This window comes from Pseudomonas sp. RC3H12 (assembly GCF_018596375.1).
In the GTDB taxonomy this organism is placed as follows: Bacteria; Pseudomonadota; Gammaproteobacteria; order Pseudomonadales; family Pseudomonadaceae; genus Aquipseudomonas.
On record NZ_CP075595.1, the window covers coordinates 5141813 to 5163039 of the forward strand.

The window sequence follows — 21227 nt, forward strand, 5'->3', positions numbered from 1 at the left end:
TGAATGCACGACGGCCTGTCGTCTGTGCAAGGCTGCCACTTGCTTATCACCCTCGGTGGTGGCGATATAAGCGACAAAAAAACGAGGTTCCCCGTTCATGCCCCTGAGCACCCTGATCCAGCGTTCGAGCCAGCCCAGTCCTTCACTTGGCGAGGCCCATGCCCATGCCCTGCTGAGGTCGTACTACGACTTGCAGGGCACGTTGCAGGTGCTGGGCAGCCAGCAGGACCTCAACTTCCGCGTGGACAGCGACCAGGGCCGCTTCGTGCTCAAGGTCTGCCATGGCAGCTATGCGCAAGTCGAACTGCAGGCCCAGCATGCGGCGCTGGCATTCCTGCATGGGCAAGACGTACCAGTGCCGGTAGTGCGCACAGCCAGTACCGGCGAGCTATTGCTGGACCTCGAGGTCGATGGCCAGCCGCTTCGGGCCCGCCTGCTCGATTACATCGACGGGCAGCCACTGACCCGCCTGGGCCATCTGCCAGCGCGGGTGATGGCTGAGCTCGGCACGCTTTGCGCCCGTGTCGATAAGGCGCTGGCCGACTTCGACCATCCAGGCCTCGAGCGCACCTTGCAGTGGGATCCACGCCATGCCCAGGTACTGATCCAGCATTTGTCGCCCGTGTTGCAGGATGCCCAGCGCCGGGCGCAGGTGGAGCAGGTCGCCCAGGCGGCATCCGCACGTCTGCAACCGTTAATTGACCTGCTACCGACCCAGGCCGTGCACCTGGACATCACTGACGACAACGTGGTCTGGGCCCGCGATGCCGAGCGGCAGTGGCAGGTGCAGGGTGTCATCGACTTCGGTGACCTGGTGCGTACCTGGCGAATCGCCGATCTGTCGGTGACCTGCGCGGCCTTGCTGCATCACGCCGAGGGTGACCCGCTGCGGATCCTGCCGGCGGTCAGCGCCTATCATGCCGTGAATCCCCTGCATGATGCCGAGTTGCGTGCCCTCTGGCCGCTGGTACTCAACCGCGCGGCCGTGCTGGTGCTCAGCAGCGAGCAGCAACTGGCCATCGATCCGGACAACCGATACACCCGCGACAACATCGCCCATGAATGGGAAATCTTCGATACCGCTTGCTCCGTGCCCGCGGCTTTGATGGAGGCGGCGATCCTCCAGGCGGCTGGGCGCAAACCGGCCAGCATCGATCTTGGCGATTGCGCCGTGTTGCTGCCGACGCTGAACAGTGAGGCGGTGACCCGGGTCGACCTGGGCGTGCTCAGCCCCTGCTGCGAGGCGGGCAACTGGGAGCAACCGGGCTTTGACCAGAGTCTGCTTGCTGCCCAGCCGGGGCCGGCGTGCAGCCTGCATGGGCAGTACCGCCTGTCGCAAACGCACATTGACCGACCTGAAGAACCGGCCACCTGCGCCCTGGGCGTGGAGCTGAACCTGTCGCCCGGCACCGCGTTACAAGCGCCCGAGGGCGGGGTATGGCAATGCATCGGCGATGGTCGTGGCTGCTTGCGCACCGCGCACTGGAACCTGTGGCTCGAAGGCCTGGAAGAGGCGCCGACCGATGGCCAAGCGCTGCTCAAGGGCCAGGTCATCGGCGCGACCTGTGGGTTTATCCGCGTGCAACTGTGCGTGGATACCGATACCTGTCCACCGTTTTTCGCCACGCCTTCTCACGCTGCCGCCTGGCTGGCCCTGTGCCCGTCACCGCGCACCCTGCTGGGCTTCGACTGCGATGCCGAGCCGCTGGCCGACGCGCAAGCCCTGCTGGCCCGTCGCGATGCCAGCTTCGCCCGCTCGCAGAAGCATTACTACGCCCAGCCTCCGCATATCGAGCGTGGCTGGCGCAACTACCTGATCGACATGCAGGGCCGTTCCTATCTGGACATGCTCAACAATGTCGCGGTGCTTGGCCATGGTCATCCGCGCATGGCCGCCGAGTCGGCGCGCCAGTGGTCGCTGGTCAACACCAACTCGCGCTTCCACTATGCGGCCATTGCCGAGTTTTCCGAGCGCTTGCTGGAAGTGGCCCCGGAGGGCTTCGACCGGGTGTTCCTGGTCAACAGCGGCACCGAGGCCAATGACCTGGCGATCCGTCTGGCCTGGGCCTATAGCGGCGGGCGCGATCTGCTCAGCGTGCTGGAGGCCTACCACGGCTGGTCGGTGGCTACTGACGCGATCTCCACCTCCATCGCCGACAACCCCCAGGCCCTGGAGACCCGGCCGGACTGGGTGCATCCGGTGGAGGCGCCGAATACCTTCCGCGGGCGCTACCGGGGCGCCGACAGCGCCGCCGACTACCTGCGCGATGTCGATGCCAAGCTGGCCGACCTCGACGCCCGTGGTCGCCAGCTGGCCGGGATGATCTGCGAACCGGTGTACGGAAACGCCGGGGGCATCTCGTTGCCGCCGGGCTACCTGCGCGAGGCCTACGCCAAGGTGCGCCAGCGCGGCGGGGTGTGCATCGCCGACGAGGTGCAGGTCGGTTACGGGCGCCTGGGCGAGTATTTCTGGGGTTTCGAGGAGCAGGACGTGGTGCCGGACATCATCACCATGGCCAAGGGCATGGGCAACGGCCAGCCGCTGGGTGCGGTGATCACCCGGCGCGAGATCGCCGAGGCGCTGGAGGCCGAGGGCTACTTCTTCTCGTCGGCCGGTGGCAGCCCGGTCAGTTGCCGCATCGGCATGGCGGTGCTGGACGTAATGCGTGATGAAGGGTTGTGGGACAACGCCCGAGACGTGGGCCGTTACTTCAAGGCTCGGCTGCAGGCATTGGTCGATAAATATCCGCTTGCTGGCGCCGCCCATGGTTCCGGGTTCTACCTGGGGCTGGAGCTGGTACGCGATCGCCAGACGCTGGAACCGGCGACCGAGGAGACCATGATCCTGTGCGATCGCCTGCGTGACCTGGGGATCTTCATGCAACCGACCGGCGACTACCTGAACATCCTCAAGATCAAACCACCGATGTGCACCACGCGGGCCAGCGTGGATTACTTCGTCGACAGCGTGGAGCGGGTCCTCGGCGAAGGGCTCTGATTCAAGGCATGCAGGCCTGGCAAGTCGATTGTTATCGGTTCGCCAGGCTTTTTTATGCCTAAATATTTTGTGATTATCTATTTAAAGTCGATATTTATCGGTTGTAATATCGTCTGATCATTACGCTGCCTATACTGGCGGGCCTGCATCTTTTCCGATCACCGACCTGGCGCCCCTGGCCCCGGGCCTTCGCAGAGGTTACCCATGAAGACCCTCAACTCGACCCCCCGCGCCGACGGTTTCCACATGCCCGCCGAGTGGGCCCCGCAGACCCAGGTATGGATGGTCTGGCCGGAGCGCCCGGACAACTGGCGCTTGGGCGGCAAGCCGGCGCAGGCCGCGCACGTGACCCTGGCCAAGGCCATCGCCCGCTTCGAGCCGGTCACCGTGGCGGTGTCCGCCGGCCAGTACGAGAACGCCCGTCGCCAGCTCGACCTGCCCAACATCCGCGTGGTCGAGATCAGCAACGACGATGCCTGGGTGCGCGACACCGGCCCGACCTTCGTCATCAACGACCACGGCGAGGTACGCGGCGTGGACTGGGGCTTCAACGCCTGGGGCGGTTTCGACGGCGGCCTGTACGCGCCCTGGAACCGTGACGAGGAGCTGGCCGCCAAGGTCATGGAGATGGAGCGCGTGCAGCGTTACCACACCGAAGGCTTCGTGCTCGAAGGCGGTTCGATCCACGTCGATGGCGAAGGCACCCTGATCACCACCGAAGAATGCCTGCTCAACCGCAACCGCAACCCGCACCTGGACCGCGAACAGATCGAGGAGATCCTGCGCGAGCACCTGGCGGTCGAGACCATCGTCTGGCTGCCGGACGGCCTGTACAACGACGAGACCGATGGCCACGTTGACAACTTCTGCTGTTACGTCAGCCCAGGCGAAGTGTTACTGGCCTGGACCGATGATTCCAATGACCCCAACTATGCACGCTGCCACGCCGCCTATGAGGTGCTGAAAAACACCCGCGACGCCAAAGGGCGCGAGTTCGTGGTGCACAAGATGCCGATCCCGGGGCCGCTGTACGCCACCCAGGCAGAATGTGACGGCGTGGATCACGTGGCGGGCAGCCAGGAGCGCGACCCTTCGGTACGTCTGGCCGGTTCCTACGTGAACTTCCTGATCGTCAACGGCGGCATCATCGCCCCGAGCTTCGACGACCCGGCTGATGCGCAAGCCAGAGCGATCCTGGCCAAGGTCTTCCCGGACCACGAAGTCGTGATGATCCCGGGGCGTGAACTGCTGCTTGGCGGTGGCAACATTCACTGCCTGACCCAGCAGCAGCCGGCACCGGTCAAACGCTGATCGGCCGCTGAGAGAAAAGCCCGTCGCAAGACGGGCTTTTTTTTGCTGGCGATAGTCGGACACTTGGAATGGCACAGCAATTGTATTGATTTTTCCTCGTACTTCAGGGGAATCGGCCTACGCCGTTCTGTAACGTGCCTGAAGTAACTTAGCCGCTCACTCGGCCCAGGGAGTACGTGAGGAAATGAACGCAGCAAGTGAGTCGGCTTTGCCCTCAACGGCGGCCAGTCACCAATCGCTCAGAATCCTGGCTCAGTGGTTGAAACGTCATGGAGACGATCGGGTCAGGACGACCGACCCACGACGCCTGCTGGATGGGCGATACCCCCAAGGCCTGATCAGCGAGGAAGAGCTCGAAGCTCTGCTGGCTGTCTGGCATTGACCGGGAAGGATCCCGCCGCAGAAAAAAACGCCACCGCAATTGCGGTGGCGTTTTCGTTTGGGCGACCCGTCCTTGACGTCCGCTCCGGATTGCAACTCAGAAGCTGTAGGTCCCGGTCACCACCAGGCTGCGCGGATCGCCCACCTGGATCTGCGCCGCGCTGGTGGCCGAGCTGTAGTAGGTCTTGTCGGTGATGTTGCTCAACGCCGCGCGAACATCCCAGTCGTGGGTGCGATAACCGGCCAGCGCGTCCCAGCGGCCGTAGCCCGGCAGGATCACGGTGTTCTGGTTGTCGGCGTAGCGGTCGCCGACCAGGGTCAAACCGGTTTCGGCGTACCAGCCCAGCTCCGGCTTCCAGGTCACGAACAGGCTGGCGTTACGTTTGGCCACATCATTGATGCGGTTGCCCTGCTGGCCGTTGTTGTCCTTGACGATGGTCGCGTCCTGCAGACCGATGCCGCCGCGCACGTACCAGTTGCCCACCACGTTGCCGGTGGCGGTCAGCTCGATGCCGCGTGAACGCTGCAGGCCGCTAAGCTGGATCAGTTCCGGGTTGATCGGGTCGCGGGTACGGCGGTTGTACAGTTCCAGTTCGTAGATCGCCAGGGTGGTGCTCAGGCGCTCGTCGAACCATTCGCTCTTGACCCCGATCTCCTTCTGCCGGGTCTGTTCCGGGTCGGTCTGGTTGGCGTTGCCGGCCGCGCCGGGGGTGATGCCGATCAGGCCGCCACCGACCGGAGAGTAGGTCTTGCTCCAGGAGGCATAGAAGGAGTGGTCCTGCCAGGGGGTGTACACCACGCCGATACGTGGACTGAAACTGTTGTCCTTCTGCTTTTCCGAGATGTCTCGGAGTTTGTTGGTGGTGTCCACCTCGAACTGGTCGAAGCGCACGCCGGCCAGCAGCTGCCACTGGTCGTTGAGGCGGATCTGGTCCTGCAGGTAGATCCCTCGGCTCTCGACGTCAGTGTGGTTGTTGCTGGACACCCGCATGATGCCGTTGTGCTGTTGGCTGGCCGTGGCCCCCTGCAGCGGTACCGAGGGAACGCCTACGCCTTGGCTCAGCAGCGAGTTGCGACGTTGTTCGCCCATTTCCAGGCCCACCAGCAGCGTATGCTCTAGACCGAAGGTTTCTACATGACCTTCGAGTTCGATAGTGTTGTAGAGGTTGCGGGTGCTCAGGTCCTGCTGCCAGCGCTGGCGGTCCACCAGACCGGCAGCGGGGCGGTAGGCGGTCAGATAGGTGTTGTCGAAGTCGCTCTCCAGGGTGAACAGGCTGAAGGTGTGGCGCAGTTGCCACTGATCGTTCAGCTCGTAGTTCAGGCGCGAACGCAGCGACTCGGCGCGGTCGTTGATGTAGTCGCGCTGGGTGTCGCCGTAGGTGGTCTTGCGGCTGACATCGGCCGGGCGCCCGGTGAGCGGGTTGCCGGGGATGCCACGGTCGGGCGTGCGGTCGTAGCGGCTGTACTCGTACTGCACCAGCCAGTTCAGCTCGGGGGTGATCTGCCAGCTCATGGACGGGGCGAACAGTTGGCGGTGGTTGCCATCGATGCCGTCGCGGAAGCTGTTCTTGTCCTCGTTGCCCAGGTTCAGGCGCAGGCTGAGGGTGTCGCTGGGGTCGGCGCTGAGGTCGGCGTACAGGCTGCGCAGGTCCTGGCTGCCACCTTGTGCCTCGATGGTCGAGCGACGGCCGTGCTCCGGCGCCTTGCTCACCCGGTTGACGATACCGCCCTGGCTGCCACGGCCATAAAGCACCGCGGCCGGGCCCTTGAGCACCTCGACCCGCTCGATGTTGTGCAGATCACGGGTGTACTGGCTGTCGTCGCGGACACCGTCCAGGTAGAAGTCGTTGCTGGCGTCGAAGCCGCGAATGCGCAGGCTGTCGAAGCGGGTGTCGGCGCCGCTGCTGACGTTGGGGATGCCTTCCAGTGCCTTGCCCAGGTTGCTGCTGCCGTAGTCCAGCACGTTGCGGGTCTTCACCGAATCGATGGCCTGTGGCACGTAGCGCGCGGGGGTCGAGGTGCGGGTCGCGGTGGTCACGTCCTTGACTCGCGGGTTGTCCTCTTCGCGGGTGCTGTCGGCTGTCACCGAGGTTTCCGGCAGGGTCGTGGTGGCAGCACTGGCCAGGCCGGCGCTGAACAGCAGCGACAGGCCCAGGGTCAAGGGTGAAAGGCGGCAGGGGGCAGGCATCGAAGGCGTCCAAGGGAGGAGTGAGAAATTGGGCGCGAATGGTAATGCTTGCTATTTGCTGTTGCATCGACATTTGTAAAGGGTTGTCTTTACAAATGTTTCAAGATGTTGCTATTCATTTGGATTGATTTGAAATTATCTTGGCATTCATGGGGGTGCATTTCCGGAATGGCTTGTGGGAGCGGCGGTGCGTGCAATGCTGCTCTGCGCGTGACAGCGCAGCCGGAAGGGCAGGGCACTTTCCAACAGGCTTTCGGAAGGCCTGCGGAAGCATGGCCGTATGACGGTTTTATGGATTTCGGCTGCTTTGCACAAAAGAGACAAATTTGCGCTGACCCACGGCAGATATGCATGGAAATGCACCAGCGCTGACCTTGTTTTTGGTTATATCAACCTGCATTTCACGTTTTTTTGACATGTATAAGCAGGCAGGGCTAGGATTCGGGCTCTACGCCTGCTGGCCATTCTCTGGCCATGCGGCTGCAAGGCCCGTTGCAGACAATTGGCGGGCCTTCGGCTTGGATCCGCATAGCGTCGAACCTACGAAGGGGCGTTGGTTCCTGGCGTTCTGATGCAGAGCGTTTTTGAATACGAAATAAGGAAAATAACATGTTGAAAACCAGGATCAGCCTGGTCGCCCTGGCGATGATCGCCGCGACCCAGGCACAGGCCAATGACCAGGCCGAGAGCAAGGGCTTCATCGAGGACAGCCACGCCAACGTCCTTCTGCGCAACGCCTTCATCAACCGTGACAAGAAGCATCACACCAACGACCAGTCCCAGTGGGGCCAGGGCGTCATCGCCAACTTCTCCTCCGGTTTCACCCAGGGTACCGTCGGTGTAGGTGTCGACGCGTTCGGCCTGTACGCCCTGCGCCTGGATGGCGGCAAGGGCCGTAACCAGGGTGGCGGTGTCGACTTCTTCAAGCGTTCGGACCCCACCCTTCCTGACGAAAAAACCAACGCTTCGCATAACCTGGCCCGTGGTGGCGCTGCGGTGAAGTTCCGTGTGTCCAACACTGTGCTCAAGTACGGTGACCAGATGCCGGCCTTGCCGGTTCTGCAGTACGACGACGGTCGCCTGCTGCCAGAAAGCTTCACCGGCACCATGATCACCTCCAAGGAGATCAAGGGCCTGGAAATCAACGCCGGCCGCTTCACCCAGGAAGCGCGCAAGAGCGCCGAGCGTCGTGATGGCGGCGGGCTGAAGTCGATCAACGTGCTCGGCGGCAGCTACAAGTTCACCGACAACTTCACCGCGTCGCTGTACACCGCCGACAACGAAGACGTGATGAAGAAGCACTACCTGGGCCTGAACTACGTCTTCCCGATTGCCAGCGACCAGTCCCTGACCCTGGACTTCAACGGCTACAAGTCGGACATCGACAACAAGTACGTGCGTGCCGCCAAGCTCAACGGCGACTCCAACACCATCTGGAGCCTGGCCGCCACCTACGCCTACGGCCCGCACTCGTTCACCCTGGCGCACCAGCGCAGCACCGGCAGCACCGGCTACAACTACGGCTGGTACCAGAACGATGGTGGCGTGGGTGACGGTGGCTCGACCATCTACCTGGCCAACTCCTACTGGTCCGACTTCAACGCAGAAGACGAGCGCTCCTGGCAGCTGGGCTACGGCCTGGACTTCGGTGCCTTCGGCGTTCCGGGGCTGACCTACAAGTTTGCCTATGTCGTGGGTGATAACATCAACACCCGTAAAGTCGGCGCCCCACAAGGCTTCGGTGAAGGTAAAGAGCGCGAGATCTTCAACCAGATCCGTTACGTGGTTCAGGAAGGCCCGGCCAAGGACCTGTCCGTCAAACTGCGTAGCTCCTTCCTGCGGACCAACAATGCTGTCCAGCAGAACGGTTACAACGACGACGGCAACGAAGTCCGCGTATTCGTCGAGTACCCGATCAGCATCTTCTGATCCTGATCTTGCGTCACCCGCAGCCCCGGCCTATGCCGGGGCTGTTTCTTTCCGCTGCACGCTGACCGCCAGCGGCGCCACCTCGATTTCCCCCGTCTCCGGCGCAAAGCTGTCACTGCGCGCCATCCGCCACATCCGTGCATAGAACTCGCTGTCGATCGCACCGCTGAGCAATTCGCCCGGCTTGAGGAAGGTGTGCAGCTGCGAGAACAGGCCGATCTCGCTGGCGCTGATACGCCGCGCCAGGTGCTTGGGCTTGAGTTCAGAAGGATTGTCCAGACCGGCGGCGGCAAGCATCTCGGCCAGGGCGTGCAGGGTATTGCGGTGAAAGCTTGCGACCCGCTCGGCCTTCTCCGGCACCACCAGCGCGCGCTGGCGCAACGCATCCTGGGTCGCCACGCCGGTCGGGCACTTGTTGGTGTGGCAGCTTTGCGACTGGATGCAGCCGATGGCGAACATGAAGCCCCGGGCGGAGTTGACCCAGTCCGCGCCGATGGCCAGCACGCTGGCGATGTCAAAGGCGCTGACCAGCTTGCCCGCCGCGCCGATGCGGATGCGCTCGCGCAGGTTCAGCCCCACCAAGGTGTTGTGCACGAACATCAGGCCCTCGCGCAGCGGCACGCCCATGTTGTCGGAGAACTCCCGGGGCGCCGCGCCAGTGCCGCCTTCCTTGCCGTCGACGACGATGAAGTCCGGGGTGATGCCGGTGGCCAGCATGGCCTTGGCGATGCCCATGAACTCCCACGGGTGGCCCAGGCAGAACTTGAAGCCCACCGGCTTGCCGCCGGACAGCTCGCGCAGCCGGGCGACGAACTGCAGCAGCTCCCGCGGTGTGGCGAAGGCACTGTGAGCGGCCGGCGAGATGCAGTCCTCGCCCTCGCGCACGCCTCGGGTGGCGGCGATCTCGGCGCTGACCTTGTGCCCCGGCAGGATCCCGCCATGGCCCGGCTTGGCGCCTTGGCTGAGCTTGATCTCGATCATCTTCACCTGGGCGGCGCGGGCCTGCTCGGCGAAGCGCTCGGGGTCGAACTGGCCGTCTTCGCTGCGGCAGCCGAAGTAGCCGCTGCCGATTTCCCAGATCAGGTCGCCGCCGTGCTCGCGGTGGGAGGGGCTGATGCTGCCCTCGCCGGTGTCATGGGCGAAACGGCCCAGGCGCGCGCCCTTGTTCAGCGCGGCGATGGCGTTGGCACTGAGGGCGCCGAAGCTCATGGCCGAGATATTGAAGATCGACGCCGAGTACGGTTGGCGGCACTGTGGGCCGCCGATGCGAATGCGGAACGACGCAGGGTCGGGCATCGGCACCGGCAGCATCGAGTGGCTGATGAACTCGAAGCCCGGTTTGTAGGCATCGTTGAGCGTGCCGAAGGCTTTCTCGGCACTCTCGTTCTTGGCCCTGGCGTAGACCAGCGAACGCTGGGCGCGGGAGAACGGCAGCTTGTCGTCGTCGCCCTCGATCAGGTACTGGCGGATCTCCGGGCGGATGGTTTCGATCAGGTAGCGAATATTGCCCAGGATCGGGTAGTTGCGGCGCACGGCGTGGTGGCGTTGGCGCAGGTCGTTGAGGCCGACCAGGCTGAGCAGGGCGCTGACGACGGTGAAGGGCCAGAGCCAGGTGTGGGCAAGCAGGAAAGGGGCACTGGCAATCGTGAAGACCAGACACAGGAACAGGCAGGCATAGCGGCTGGGGAGCGAGTCTTTCATGGGTCCATCGCAGGCGGGATGACCCGGCCTAGGATAGGCAAAGGCTGCGCAGGGAAAACCTGGGGTTTCGGTAAAAGACTGTTACTCGACGCGGAATTGCCTGGGGCGGTAGCTACGGCCAGTTTCGATGGGAGCCCAGGTCGCGGTATCCGATCAGGTGAACTGGATGAAGAAGAAGCCGGCTTCATCACCTTGCTTGCCGCAATGGTCGTGGCTGTTGCTGTGTGATCTGCCTGCCAATGGCCTACGCCTTGAGCAACTCGGGATAGTCGCTGAACCAATAGTGCAGGGCGTCCTGGTTGAGGCCATGCTCTCCGCGCCAGAAGTCCATCGGGTAGCTCCAGTCAGATGATCGCGCGCTGCGTGGCGCCAGACCGAGGTTGGTGTAGCGGTACAGCAGGCCTGGATGTTCCGGCGTCTGCAGTATCCCGCAGTGCCCAAGTAGATCGAGGAAACCTCGGCCTTCTTCCTCGCTCATCTTGATACCTGGCAGTTTGCGCAGCAGCTTGAGCAGTTCCTTGGGCTTGGTCGGGGCCGGAACATTACGGATAAGATCAATGACAGAGACCATCAATTCGAAATTTTCCGGTCGCAGCTTCGCCGCAGCGTTGTGCTCTTGCAGCATGAACGCGATGTGCAGGATATCGCCACCTAATACGGCTCCGACGAAAAAACGAACCCGGTTGAGTTGCATGAAGTTGACATCGATCTGCTCGAACGCGCTGCAAACCTGGCAAGTCAGTTGATCGTGCACCGTGAAGGGATGTTTGGGCAGGTGTGTAGCGCACGCCAAGGCCGACATTGCCGCGCGCAGACTCGCTTCATTACGTTCGACACCTACAAGAAAGTTGCCAACGATCTCGCTCTTACGTGCCTTGGCTTGCTCGGTGAACAAACAGTCAAGAACCTGATCGTGTCCTTGATGGCAGCGCCCGGTCGCCAGGCCTGTTGCAAGTAATCTCTCGCTGGGTGGTTCCAGAGGGTTCTGGGCCTTCAGGGCCTTGCGTAGTTCGGCAGTGTTCTCATACATGTTCATCCTCCGCAGCTACTTGCCTTGGTCTTTATCGATGACGCTTGCTGGAGAGCCATTGAATGCGATGGTTTCCATCAGGTCACTTCCAGGCGCGCGCGACGTTACGTGCTAACTGCTGGCACCTGCTGCTATCGTGGGCGAGCAGTGCTGCTTCAAGTCGGCGTCTCCAGTGCCAGGACCTTCCAGCTCGCCTTGCGTTTACGCTCGATGAGTGCGGCCAGGGCCTTGGCGGTCGGAGCACCCTTGCCGGTGAACTTCACCGGTGCCAGGGTCAGCAGTGTGACCTTCTCGTTTTCGGGAATCCGCTCGCCATCACCATGCTTGTTCCAGGGCTTGTCCACCGCCAACAGCGCATCCACCTCGCCAGGCCAGTGCAGGTCGGCAAACTGTGCATCGTCACGCTGGAACAGCATGCCCTCGGCCACAGGGCCGTGCTCGAAGGTTCTGGCGGCGAGGCGTGCCAGCATTCCTACCGGAAAACTCCAGGCGTCAGGCACCGGCAATCCGATCTGGGGCAGTGCCCAGTCACCTGGCAGGCAGAGAAACAACTCGGTCATCGGGGCAACTTGGTACAGACCGGAGGTGAACAGCAGCTTGTAGTCGGTCTTGCCATCGATCAGGCTGACATGCAGCGTGCTGTGTGGGTCTTCACTGGGAGGACAGAACGCGGTGGGCAGGATCCACCCAGCGGTATTGTGCACGAAGGTGACAATGGCCTGTCCGGCGCCTTCGGCATCAGCGCCCTCGACATCGTTGATGCTGCGTGCCCCGTGTTCGAGCAGCAGATCGACCGTGCGCTGATGCCCCCATTCGCGTGCAGCGTCCAGTGCGCTGTCATTGGCGCGTCGGTGCAGGCGATTGACCTGTGCGCCTCGCGTCAGCAGCAGTGCAACGACCTCGTTGTGGCCCGATTGGGCCGCTGCGTATAGCGGTGGGCAGACGCTGAGCGGCAAGCCGTCGACCAGAGCACCGGCATCGAGCAGGCAAACGCAGGTTTCAAGGTGCCCTTCACTGGCTGCCAGTTCGAGAGCGCTGGCATGGCCCTCGTCTACATACGGCTGGTTAGGCGCCAGGCCCAGCTCCAGGAGCAGGCCACAGTTCGCAGTCTGTCCGGCCCGGGCAGCCATATGCAGCAGCCCTTCCTCGTCGGCCTCGCCATAGCGGGGCAGCACCAGCAGCTCGGGGTATTTCTGTGCGAACGCACGTAGCCGCTCCAGCTTGCCCTCTTCTACATCGTCATAGAGGCGGTCGAGCTTGGTCTCATGCTTTTCGTAGAGTTGTTGCCAACCGATCATCAAATAGCGGTTCCCCGTCCGAGGGTCTGGTTCAGGTTAAGTAAGGCCCTTGTCAGCCCCACGGAAATATCACTTGCCCGGGCGGGGGATCAAGGCAAACTGGAATGCTTCCGGGCAGTGCTGCTCGAGCCAGTTCTTTGCCCGTTCACTGACGAGATAGCCGCCGTGCACATCGGCCTTGAAGAAGTCGGCGTGCTCATCAGCACGGACTACCTCCAGGTAATGAGAGGGATCATTGCTCTTTACACTCTCGTCCATGCGCAAGGCGACCTTGCCAGCGACGTAGGCGCACCAGAACGCCGGCATGCGTGCCGCCAGTTGTGGGTCATGGGGGCGTGACTCGATGATCGATTCGGGCTCGCCATCCAGCTCCAGGTAGACGCTGATGCCCTTGGCCGCGTCCCATTGCTGCCAGTCGAGTTCGACAATATGGGACTTTTCCAGATGCTCGAAGCGGCTGATACCTTTCAGGCCAGAGTTCTCCAACGCCTCCTTTGTCGGCTCGGTCAGTACCAGCAGGCCAGAGCGGATGTAGGCGGGCGGTGTGTAGGGACCGGTACGCTCGATGCTGTCAATGTCGGTATCTTCGTCCCAGGCGATCATGCCGTAGGCTAGCACTTCACCCCAATCGCCCCAGGGTGTTTGTGCGTTGCTGACAAAATAGATGTTCATATTAGGCTTCACGGCTCTTGCTGTTCTGGTCGCAACATCTTTCATGGAGCCATTGCCATGAGGGGGCCGTGCAACAGTTGTACTGCCCATGCGACGCCCAGCGAGCAGATTGGCTGCCAAGGACTTAAACCTTGAGCAGCTCGGGATAGTCACTGAACCAATAGTCCAGGGCATCCTGGTTGAGACCATGCTCTCCGCGCCAGAAGTCCATCGGGTAGCTCCAGTCCGACGATCGCGCGCTGCGTGGCGCCAGGCCGAGGTTGGTGTAGCGGTACAGCAGGCCAGGGTGCTCCGGGGTCTGCAGTATCCCGCAGTGTCCAAGCAGGTCGAGGAAACCCCGGCCTTCTTCTTCGCTCATCTTGATGCCGGGTAGTTTACGCAGCAGCTTGAGCAGGTCCTTGGGTTTGGTCACGGCAGGCACGTTACGGATCAGGTCCAGAATCGACACCATCAGGTCCAGGTTACCCGGCCGTTCTCTCGGCCCGGCGTTATGTTCCTGCAACTGGAACGCGATGTGGGAGGGGCTGCCGAAAAGCGCTGCGCCGATCAGAAAACGCACCCTGTTGAGGGCAATGAAGTTGACTTCGCGCTCCTTGAAGAAACTGCAGACCTGACAGTTCAGTTGGTCCTGCGCCGTGAAGGCGTGTTGCGGCAGGTGTGTCGCGCAAGCATAGGCCGACAGAGCCGCGCGCAGGTAGGCCTGGTTGCGCTCGACACCGGTGAGAAAGTTGGCGACCACCTCTTTCTTCACCACGGTCTCTCGCTCCTTGAACAGCCAGGTAAGCACCTGGTCATGGCTCATCCTGCGGGTCTCGGTCGCCAGGCCTGTGGCTACCAGCGCCGAGCTTGGTGGCTCGCTGGGATGCTGGGCCTTGAGGATCTTGCAAAGTTGTTCCGGAGTTGCAGTCATGTTCATTTCCCGCAGGAGCTTTTGTTGGCCTTGGGGGGCAGGGCGCCACGGCTGTCGAGCACGGGCAGTTGCGTGACTTTGCTGACACCGCGTGCCTTCAGGAAGTCGTTGGCGAGCGCTATCCGCTCGAGGCCAGGGTCTTTTTTCGCCTTGGCGTCGGAGATGCCATAGATCTTGTTGCCTCGCACGTTCGGGTTCTTCCTGCCGAGCACTTCTCGCTCGCGGATCCCTGAATCTTCGATGCCGCGTATCGTGTCGTAGTCGGTACCAATCGGTGTCACGCGGTTGATGCGGTCACCTTCCTTGAGGCGTGGGCCGTCTGCGCCTTTGGTTTCCATATGTCGGCGTACCACGCCTTCGAGCGTATCGTTGTCCGAGGCTCGCCCGTTGTAATACGGGTTGCCTTTCTCGTCGGAAAGGAAATAGCTCCAGTCCAACCCGTGCGGATCTATCCCGCCGATAGGGTTCGGTGCATAGCGGTACAGGTTGATGCCGCCTTCCAGGCCGATAGGGTCGGGCTGAGTGAAGCGGCCGCTCTGTGGGTCATAGTAGCGGAACAGGTTGTAGTGCAGGCCTGTCTCACGGTCCAGGTACTGACCTTGAAAGCGCAGGTTTTGCTGTTCGATGAAGTCGTCAGCCCGCCACTCGCGTAAGGTCATGCCCCAGGCGGAGCATTCGCCCTCCCAGGCCAACGTACCGTCACTGTCGGTCAGTTGCTCGGGCAGACCGTTGAGGGCGTTGTGGTAATGGAACGTGCGTTGATGCGCACCTTGACCGTCGACACGTGCCAGGACTCTGTAGCCCGGTTCATAGACATATAGGGTGAGGTGGCCGTTGCAGCGCTCTTGCAGCAATTTGAGACCGTCCCAGCCAAAGTCGGTGCTGCCCAGCAGATTGCCCTGATCGTCGTGTTCGGTCTTGCCGATGCGGCGTCCGAGAGGGTCGTAGTGCAGCTTGACGATGCGCTCGCGTCCGCCGCGTATAGAGCGCACTTGAACAAGGCGATGATGCTGGTCGTAGCTCATATGCTGTTCGCCATACAGCGTGCTGCGTTTTTCCGAAAGGCGTCCGAAACCGTCATAGCGGTAGTGGCGATCTTCCAGTTGGAGCAACTGGTCATGGCGGGCGACTTGCCCAGCGCCGGGCACACGGTTTGCCGCAGCGTCATAGAGGTACTGTTCGTTTTGGCCTGGCAACGATCCCTGGTTGGCGAGCAGGCGATCCGTTGCGTCGTAATGCATCAGCAACTGATGCTGATGATCGGGTTGCTGGCGCAGGTAGCGCACCAGATTGTCGCGATCATCGAAGTCGAAGCGCTGCTGCCAGGGCGCGGGCAGGTGTTCGTTGTGGTCGGCGCCCCAGCGCAGACGGGCGCTCGGCCGGCCACTGAGGTCATATTGGCTACGGGTAAGCAGCCGTCCCTGGGTTCGCGAGACCTCACGGTGCAGGCGATCGCGCTCGAAATCGCAGATCACCTGCCCGTCGATGTTGATCTGATGGAGGTGTCCCGAGCCATACACCAGGCGGTTCAGTTGGCGGCCATCGGGCAGCCGCGTCTGCAAGCGATTGTCCAGTGCGTCGTAGGTGTGCTCCAGACTTCCGGCACTGTTGCTTTCGGCAGTGCGGCGTCCGCAGGCATCATGCTCGAACGCGACGCGTTGCACATTCCCCTGACGATCCTCGCTGATCACCTCCATCAACCGGTCCATCGGATCGAGACTGTAGGTAGTGCTGTCGTCCTCGGTAAGCAACGCAACCAGCCTGCCGGCGGCGTCACGTCGAAGGCGGTGATGGATCGGCGCCTCTCCGGCGCCCGGCGCCGGAATGAAGTCCATGGCGATGATCTGGCCGAGTCCATCGTACTGGTAGGCCTTGCGACTGCCATCCAGATTTTCATGCACGGCTAGGCGGTTCGCCTCATCCCAGGTGAAACGATAGGACTCACCGTTGCTGTTGGTCAGTGCCACCAGCCGTGTGCAACGGTCATAGGTAAACAGTGTCGGACGGCCGAGGTTGTCCCGCTGCTCGATGAGCTGGCCATTCAGGTCATAGCGAAAATGCTCGACGTTGCCGAGCGGATCGATGAAGCATTCGAGCAGGCCCGAGGCGGTGTACCTGTACTGGACAATGCGCCCATCCGCCAGCTCCTGGCGTATCCGATGTCCCAAGGCATCGTGTTGGAAGTGGCTGGTCTGGCCGAGGGCGTTGGTCAGACTCTGCAAATGGCCGCGCCGGTCGTAGCGCAACCGTGTAGCGTAGCCTGAGCAGTCCACCTGCTCGATCAGCAGACCTTGTTCGTTCCAGCGCTGACGTTGGCGCTTGCCCGTGGCGTCGATGGTTTCCAGCGGTAGGCCATGTTCGTCATGGCGGTAGCGCGTCACCTCGCCCAAGGGGTCGGTTTCGCGAATACAGTTGCCGTGCTGGTCGTAGCGATAGGTCCAGGTTGCCCCGGCGGCATTGGTTTCACTGCGAGGCAACGCCCAATGCTCAAGCCACTGGGTCGATTCACTGCGTCCCAACGGATCGATGGTTTCGCATAGGTTGCCGGATTCGTCGTAGCTGAAGCGCCATTTACCGCCTTCAGGATCGGTGGCGGCAAGCAGCTGACGTTCATCGTTCCAGTGGAAGCGCCAGGTCTGGCCCAGCGCGTTACTCGACTCGATGATCTGGAACTGCGCGTTCCAGCGCCGCACACTGGTGCGTAGCAGCGGGTCGGTGATGCAGGTGATGCCAGCCTCGATATCGTATTCGAAGTGATACTCGTCGCCGGCGTTGGTCCAGTGCCGGATCACCCGCCAGTCGTCCAGTTTCTGCCACTGGTAATGGCAAAGCAGGCCATTGGCTGTTTGATGCCCGACCATGCGCCGACCTTCGTCATACATGAATCGACGCTGCAATTGCCCCAGTGCATCGTGGACCTCGGCCAGATCGCCAGCGGCGTCGTAGCGATAGCTGGCGAGCGTTTCAGCATCGTCATCGACGAACACCCGTTCGATATGGCTGACTCGACGTGGCCAAGCGCCGCTGTAGTGCAGCTTGATCCGCACGCGGTCAAAGGTGTCGCGTAGCCACATCAGGCGCCCGAGATCGTCATAGTCCAGGTGGATGCGGTTGTCGTTGCGATCCCCCAGTTTCGCCAGACGCAGGTGGTTGGCGTCCTGTGGACTGGGTTCGAACAATCGATAGAGGCCGCTGCTGATGTCTTCGATCAGCAGCTCGCCATCAAGGGCGCGTCGCACGCTAATGCCTTCGCCAGCGCTGAAGACGGCGTCGCCGAGGGCGATCATTCCCATGTCGATGACACGAGCTTGCTCGTCTGTATACAGCAGACGGTCGTGCTCGACCCTTACAGACACTTCATAGGGGACGCTCCAACCGGCACCGAACAGACCCTCGCGGCGTTCATCGCGACTGTTGTAGTAGCGTTGCCAGTCCAGCGGGATCATGGCCTGGAGGGTGAAGTCGAGGTCGTGTTCGTCGCTCAGAATCTTCGCACCAGTAGGCGCGTGGACAGGGTTTGGCGAGCCGACGATGGCCGAAGTCAGGGCGGCGGTCACCTGACTGCTGGCAAAACTGACCACGCCTCCGACGAGCATGCACCCAAACTTGCTATAAAACTTCCCCCCCCGCCCCCGCAACATCATCAACGCCGTGATCGCCAGGCCGATCCCCGGTGTCTTGCCGCTGCGGATCTCGCGCACCACGATCGGCCCGCCGCCGATGCGCACGTTGTCCGACACCAGCCCGCCATCGACGATCACCGCCTCGCAGGTGCTGCGATCGCCGCTGCGGCAGGCCGGGTGGCCGTTGATCAGCACCTTGCTCGAACCCTCGGCCAGGTACTGCGGTGGCATCGGCGGGTGCTTGGTGCACAGCACCTTGTCGTCGGGGGCTTCCTGGGTGTTGGCCGCAGGGCTGGCGACGGTCGGCCGCCACATCTGTGAGAAGAAGCCCTTGGCCATGTCGAGGAAGGTCTCTTCCTGTTCCTCGGCCTGCGCGCCACCGCCCCCGCCACTGGCCGGGGCGGAGGGAGCGGTCACCACGCCGGCCGCGCGCGCGGCGCGCTTGCCGTTGGTCTTGGTGTTGGGCGAGCCACTGACGATGGTGGCCTGCACGGTCGGCGGGAACAGGGCGTTGCCGATGCCCTCGCATAATCGACTGAGCCCGGTGTCCGCGCCGGTCTTGGCCATGACCACACCGACCACCAGGCCCACCACCGCGCCCAGCACGAAGCAGCCCAGGCCGCCGGTGACCACGGTAATGCCCAATGCCGCGGCCACCGCGGCGGTGGCCAGGGCGCCGATGGCGACGTTGGCGGCCACTTCCAGCACGCCGCCGATGATGTCGGCCATCACCGAGGTGTGCAGCAGCGCATCGCCTTCGCGTGCGGCCCAGAGTGCGTCGGACATGGTGCGGGGTCAGCCCAGGTTGTCGAAGTCGAGGGACTGCTTGAGCGCCGCCCAGTGCGTCGCCTCGGCCTCACCCAGGGGGGTGGGTTTGACGTAGCTCAGGGCGAACATCTTGCGCGTGCCCGGCAGCACCAGCGCCAGCTGGTACTGGTAGACCTTTTCCTGGCCCTTGCTGAACTGGCTGCTCAGCTCGATCGCCTGGATCGGCTGCGCCGCGCCCACCTGGGTGGCGCGGGCCGGCTGGAACTGCAGGTCCTTGACCTGCTGCTGCAGGCGCTGCAACTGGCCGTCGAAGTTGCTCTGCAGGGTCTCGCCCTCTTCGAGCAGGCTGCGGCTGACGATCAGCGAGGTGCCCAGGGCTTCGAAGCGCAGGATGTTGATGCTGGTGTCGCGCACCTGCGCATCGGGCAGGGCGAAGCGGAATTCGTTGACGCGGTAGCTCATGGTTTGGTCTCGTTACTTGCCGGCGCCGGGGAAGAGGGCCTTCACCGCGCCGTCGATGGCCGTTTTCACGCCCTGGTTGTTCGGGTCGGTCTGCGCGCCGCTGCCCACGTTCAGGTCAAGGGTGCCGCCGGTGTTGATCTCGGCGTCGGCGTTGGCGTGGAAGCTGAACTGCTCGCAGCTGATGTTGATCTGCCCGCTGGCGTTGAGCTCGATCACGCTCTTGCCGCAGACCAGGCGCAGGTTCTCGCCGACTTCGATCAGGTAGCTGGTGCTGACACTGTCGGTCTTGCTCGCGCCGACCAGCAGCATGTCGTCGCGGCGCACGGCGCGGATGCGGTCCTGGCCGATGGTGATGGTCTCGAGCATGCCGACGGTCTGGGTGCGGTTGACGCCCACCGACAGGGTCTCGCTCTGCTCGACCACGGTGTCCATGTTGCGTTCGGCATGCATGTACAGCTGCTCGGCGCCCTTCTTGTCCTCCATGCGGATTTCATTGAAGTTGGCCGGGCTGCCGCCCTTGCTGGAACGGCTCTTCATGCCGCTCTGGGTGGCGCCGCCGGGCAGGTCGTAGGGCACGGTCTGTTCGGCGTTGTACACCCGTCCGGTGATGATCGGCCGATCGGGGTCGCCTTCGAGGAAGCTGACGATGACTTCCTGGCCGATGCGCGGGACCTGGATCGAGCCCCAGTTCTTGCCGGCCGTGGCCTGGGATACGCGGATCCAGCACGAGCTGTTCTCGTTGGACTGGTCGTGGCGGTCCCAGTGGAAGTGCACCTTCACCCGGCCATACTGGTCGGTCCAGATCTCCTCGCCAGCCGGGCCGACCACCACGGCGGTCTGCGGCCCCTTGACGATCGGGCGCAGCGAACTGCTCACCGGGCGGTAGCTCTGCTGCGCGTCGATGCAGCTCAGGTTGCTCTCGAACTGCGCCGCGCCGCTGCCGCCACCGCTTTCCAGGCGTTCCTGGTGCACGTAGTAGCGGGCGGCGACGATCAGGTACTCGCGGTTCTGGTCCTGGCGGCTGAAGTTGCTCAGGCTGAACAGATGGCCGCTGCCCAGGCCCCGGGCGTTGCCGCGCAGCTCGACGCGCTCGTGCAGGCTTTGCAGCGATTCCAGGCGGGTGCGGGCGTAGTGCTCGCCATCTTGGGTCTGCTCATAGGCACCGGGGTAGTCGTACAGCGGGTAGTCGCCGGCCTGGTGCGGCCGGGGCATGGCCGAGCGCACGTCGATGCGCGCGCTGGGGCGCTGGAAGTCGTAGTCGTTGAGCTCCAGCGAGCCCGGCTGGACTTCCTGGGCCAGGTGCCAGTCGTTGATATGGTCGCGCTCGCGGTGCTGGCCGTCCGGCGGGTAGTAGGGCACGGTCTCGTAGCCGGGGGCTTTCTGGTGCGCGCCGTAGGCGTCGGCGAGCACCAGCACGTGGCGCTCCTGCTCGTGGCGGAAGAAGTAGTAGATGCCTTCTTCCTCCATCAGGCGGCTGACGAAGTCGAAGCTGGTCTCGCGGTACTGCACGCAGTACTCGCGCTCGCGGTAGTTGCGGCTGAGCAGGTCCTCGAAATCCGAGAAACCCAGGTCGCGGAACACTTGCTTGATGATCTGCGGCGCGCTCAGGTGCTGGAAGATCCGGCAGTCGCTGGTGCGCGTCAGCAACCAAAGCCAGGGGCGCAGGGTGACGCGGTAGCTGGCGAACTGGCCCTGATCCACCGACTGGCTGCAGCGGGCGACGATGCCGTGGAAGTGCCGCGATGTGCCGACGCTCTGCTGCACGCTCAGGCTCATGGGCTTGCCCAGCAGCTGGTTGAGGTCGATGGCCGGGTCGTCGCTGGTCAGCTGCAGCTCATAGTCGAACAGGCGGCCAAGCTCCTCGCTGCCGCCCATCTCGGCAAGGATCAGCTTGTCCGGCCCCAGGGGGCTGTTGATTTGCGCCAGGCGCGTGAACTGCTTGAACAGCATGGTCGG

The 21227-nt window shown here is 62.9% G+C and carries 12 protein-coding genes; 3 read left to right on the forward strand and 9 right to left on the reverse strand.

Annotation, left to right across the window (positions count from 1 at the left end; translation table 11 throughout):
* Positions 1-97: 97 nt before the first annotated feature.
* Positions 98-2998, forward strand: coding sequence for an aminotransferase (locus KHO27_RS23480; protein WP_214500853.1), 2901 nt, complete (start codon positions 98-100; stop codon positions 2996-2998).
* A gap of 204 nt (positions 2999-3202) precedes the next feature.
* Entirely contained in the window at positions 3203-4309 is a 1107-nt protein-coding gene (gene aguA, locus KHO27_RS23485) for an agmatine deiminase (protein WP_023630147.1), read from the forward strand.
* 478 nt (positions 4310-4787) lie between these two features.
* Here aguA and KHO27_RS23490 read toward each other — a convergent pair whose 3' ends face one another.
* Positions 4788-6878, reverse strand: a complete 2091-nt coding sequence (locus KHO27_RS23490) for a TonB-dependent receptor (RefSeq protein ID WP_110700206.1) — start codon at positions 6876-6878, stop codon at positions 4788-4790.
* A gap of 609 nt (positions 6879-7487) precedes the next feature.
* On the opposite strand from KHO27_RS23490, the gene KHO27_RS23495 reads away from it, so the two are divergent.
* Positions 7488-8807, forward strand: coding sequence for an OprD family porin (locus tag KHO27_RS23495; RefSeq protein WP_110700207.1), 1320 nt, complete (start codon positions 7488-7490; stop codon positions 8805-8807).
* Between the two features lie 30 nt (positions 8808-8837).
* Here the strand turns inward: KHO27_RS23495 and KHO27_RS23500 are convergent, their stop codons facing one another.
* The 8 genes from KHO27_RS23500 to KHO27_RS23535 all read right to left on the reverse strand — a co-directional run bounded on the left by KHO27_RS23500 (position 8838) and on the right by KHO27_RS23535 (position 21221).
* Positions 8838-10508, reverse strand: a complete 1671-nt coding sequence (locus KHO27_RS23500) for an FMN-binding glutamate synthase family protein (protein WP_214500854.1) — start codon at positions 10506-10508, stop codon at positions 8838-8840.
* A 244-nt stretch (positions 10509-10752) separates the two neighbouring features.
* A complete protein-coding gene (locus tag KHO27_RS23505; protein WP_214500855.1) occupies positions 10753-11538 on the reverse strand; it encodes a hypothetical protein in 786 nt (261 codons plus the stop codon).
* Between the two features lie 155 nt (positions 11539-11693).
* Positions 11694-12836 (reverse strand): ankyrin repeat domain-containing protein, encoded by a 1143-nt coding sequence (locus KHO27_RS23510; RefSeq protein ID WP_214500856.1) that lies wholly within the window; start codon positions 12834-12836, stop codon positions 11694-11696.
* A gap of 69 nt (positions 12837-12905) precedes the next feature.
* The gene (locus KHO27_RS23515; RefSeq protein ID WP_178082019.1) at positions 12906-13508 is read right to left on the reverse strand and encodes a hypothetical protein; all 603 of its coding nucleotides are present in this window, start codon (positions 13506-13508) and stop codon (positions 12906-12908) included.
* A gap of 124 nt (positions 13509-13632) precedes the next feature.
* Positions 13633-14418: a hypothetical protein gene (locus KHO27_RS23520; RefSeq protein ID WP_110700215.1), complete on the reverse strand. Its 786-nt coding sequence runs from the start codon at positions 14416-14418 to the stop codon at positions 13633-13635.
* 2 nt (positions 14419-14420) lie between these two features.
* A complete protein-coding gene (locus KHO27_RS23525; protein ID WP_214500857.1) occupies positions 14421-18827 on the reverse strand; it encodes an RHS repeat-associated core domain-containing protein in 4407 nt (1468 codons plus the stop codon).
* 9 nt (positions 18828-18836) lie between these two features.
* Positions 18837-19271 carry a DcrB-related protein gene (locus KHO27_RS23530; RefSeq protein ID WP_111532501.1) on the reverse strand — a complete coding sequence of 145 codons (435 nt, stop codon included), beginning with the start codon at positions 19269-19271 and terminating at the stop codon, positions 18837-18839.
* Between the two features lie 12 nt (positions 19272-19283).
* Entirely contained in the window at positions 19284-21221 is a 1938-nt protein-coding gene (locus KHO27_RS23535) for a type VI secretion system Vgr family protein (protein WP_198753753.1), read from the reverse strand.
* Positions 21222-21227 lie beyond the last annotated feature (6 nt).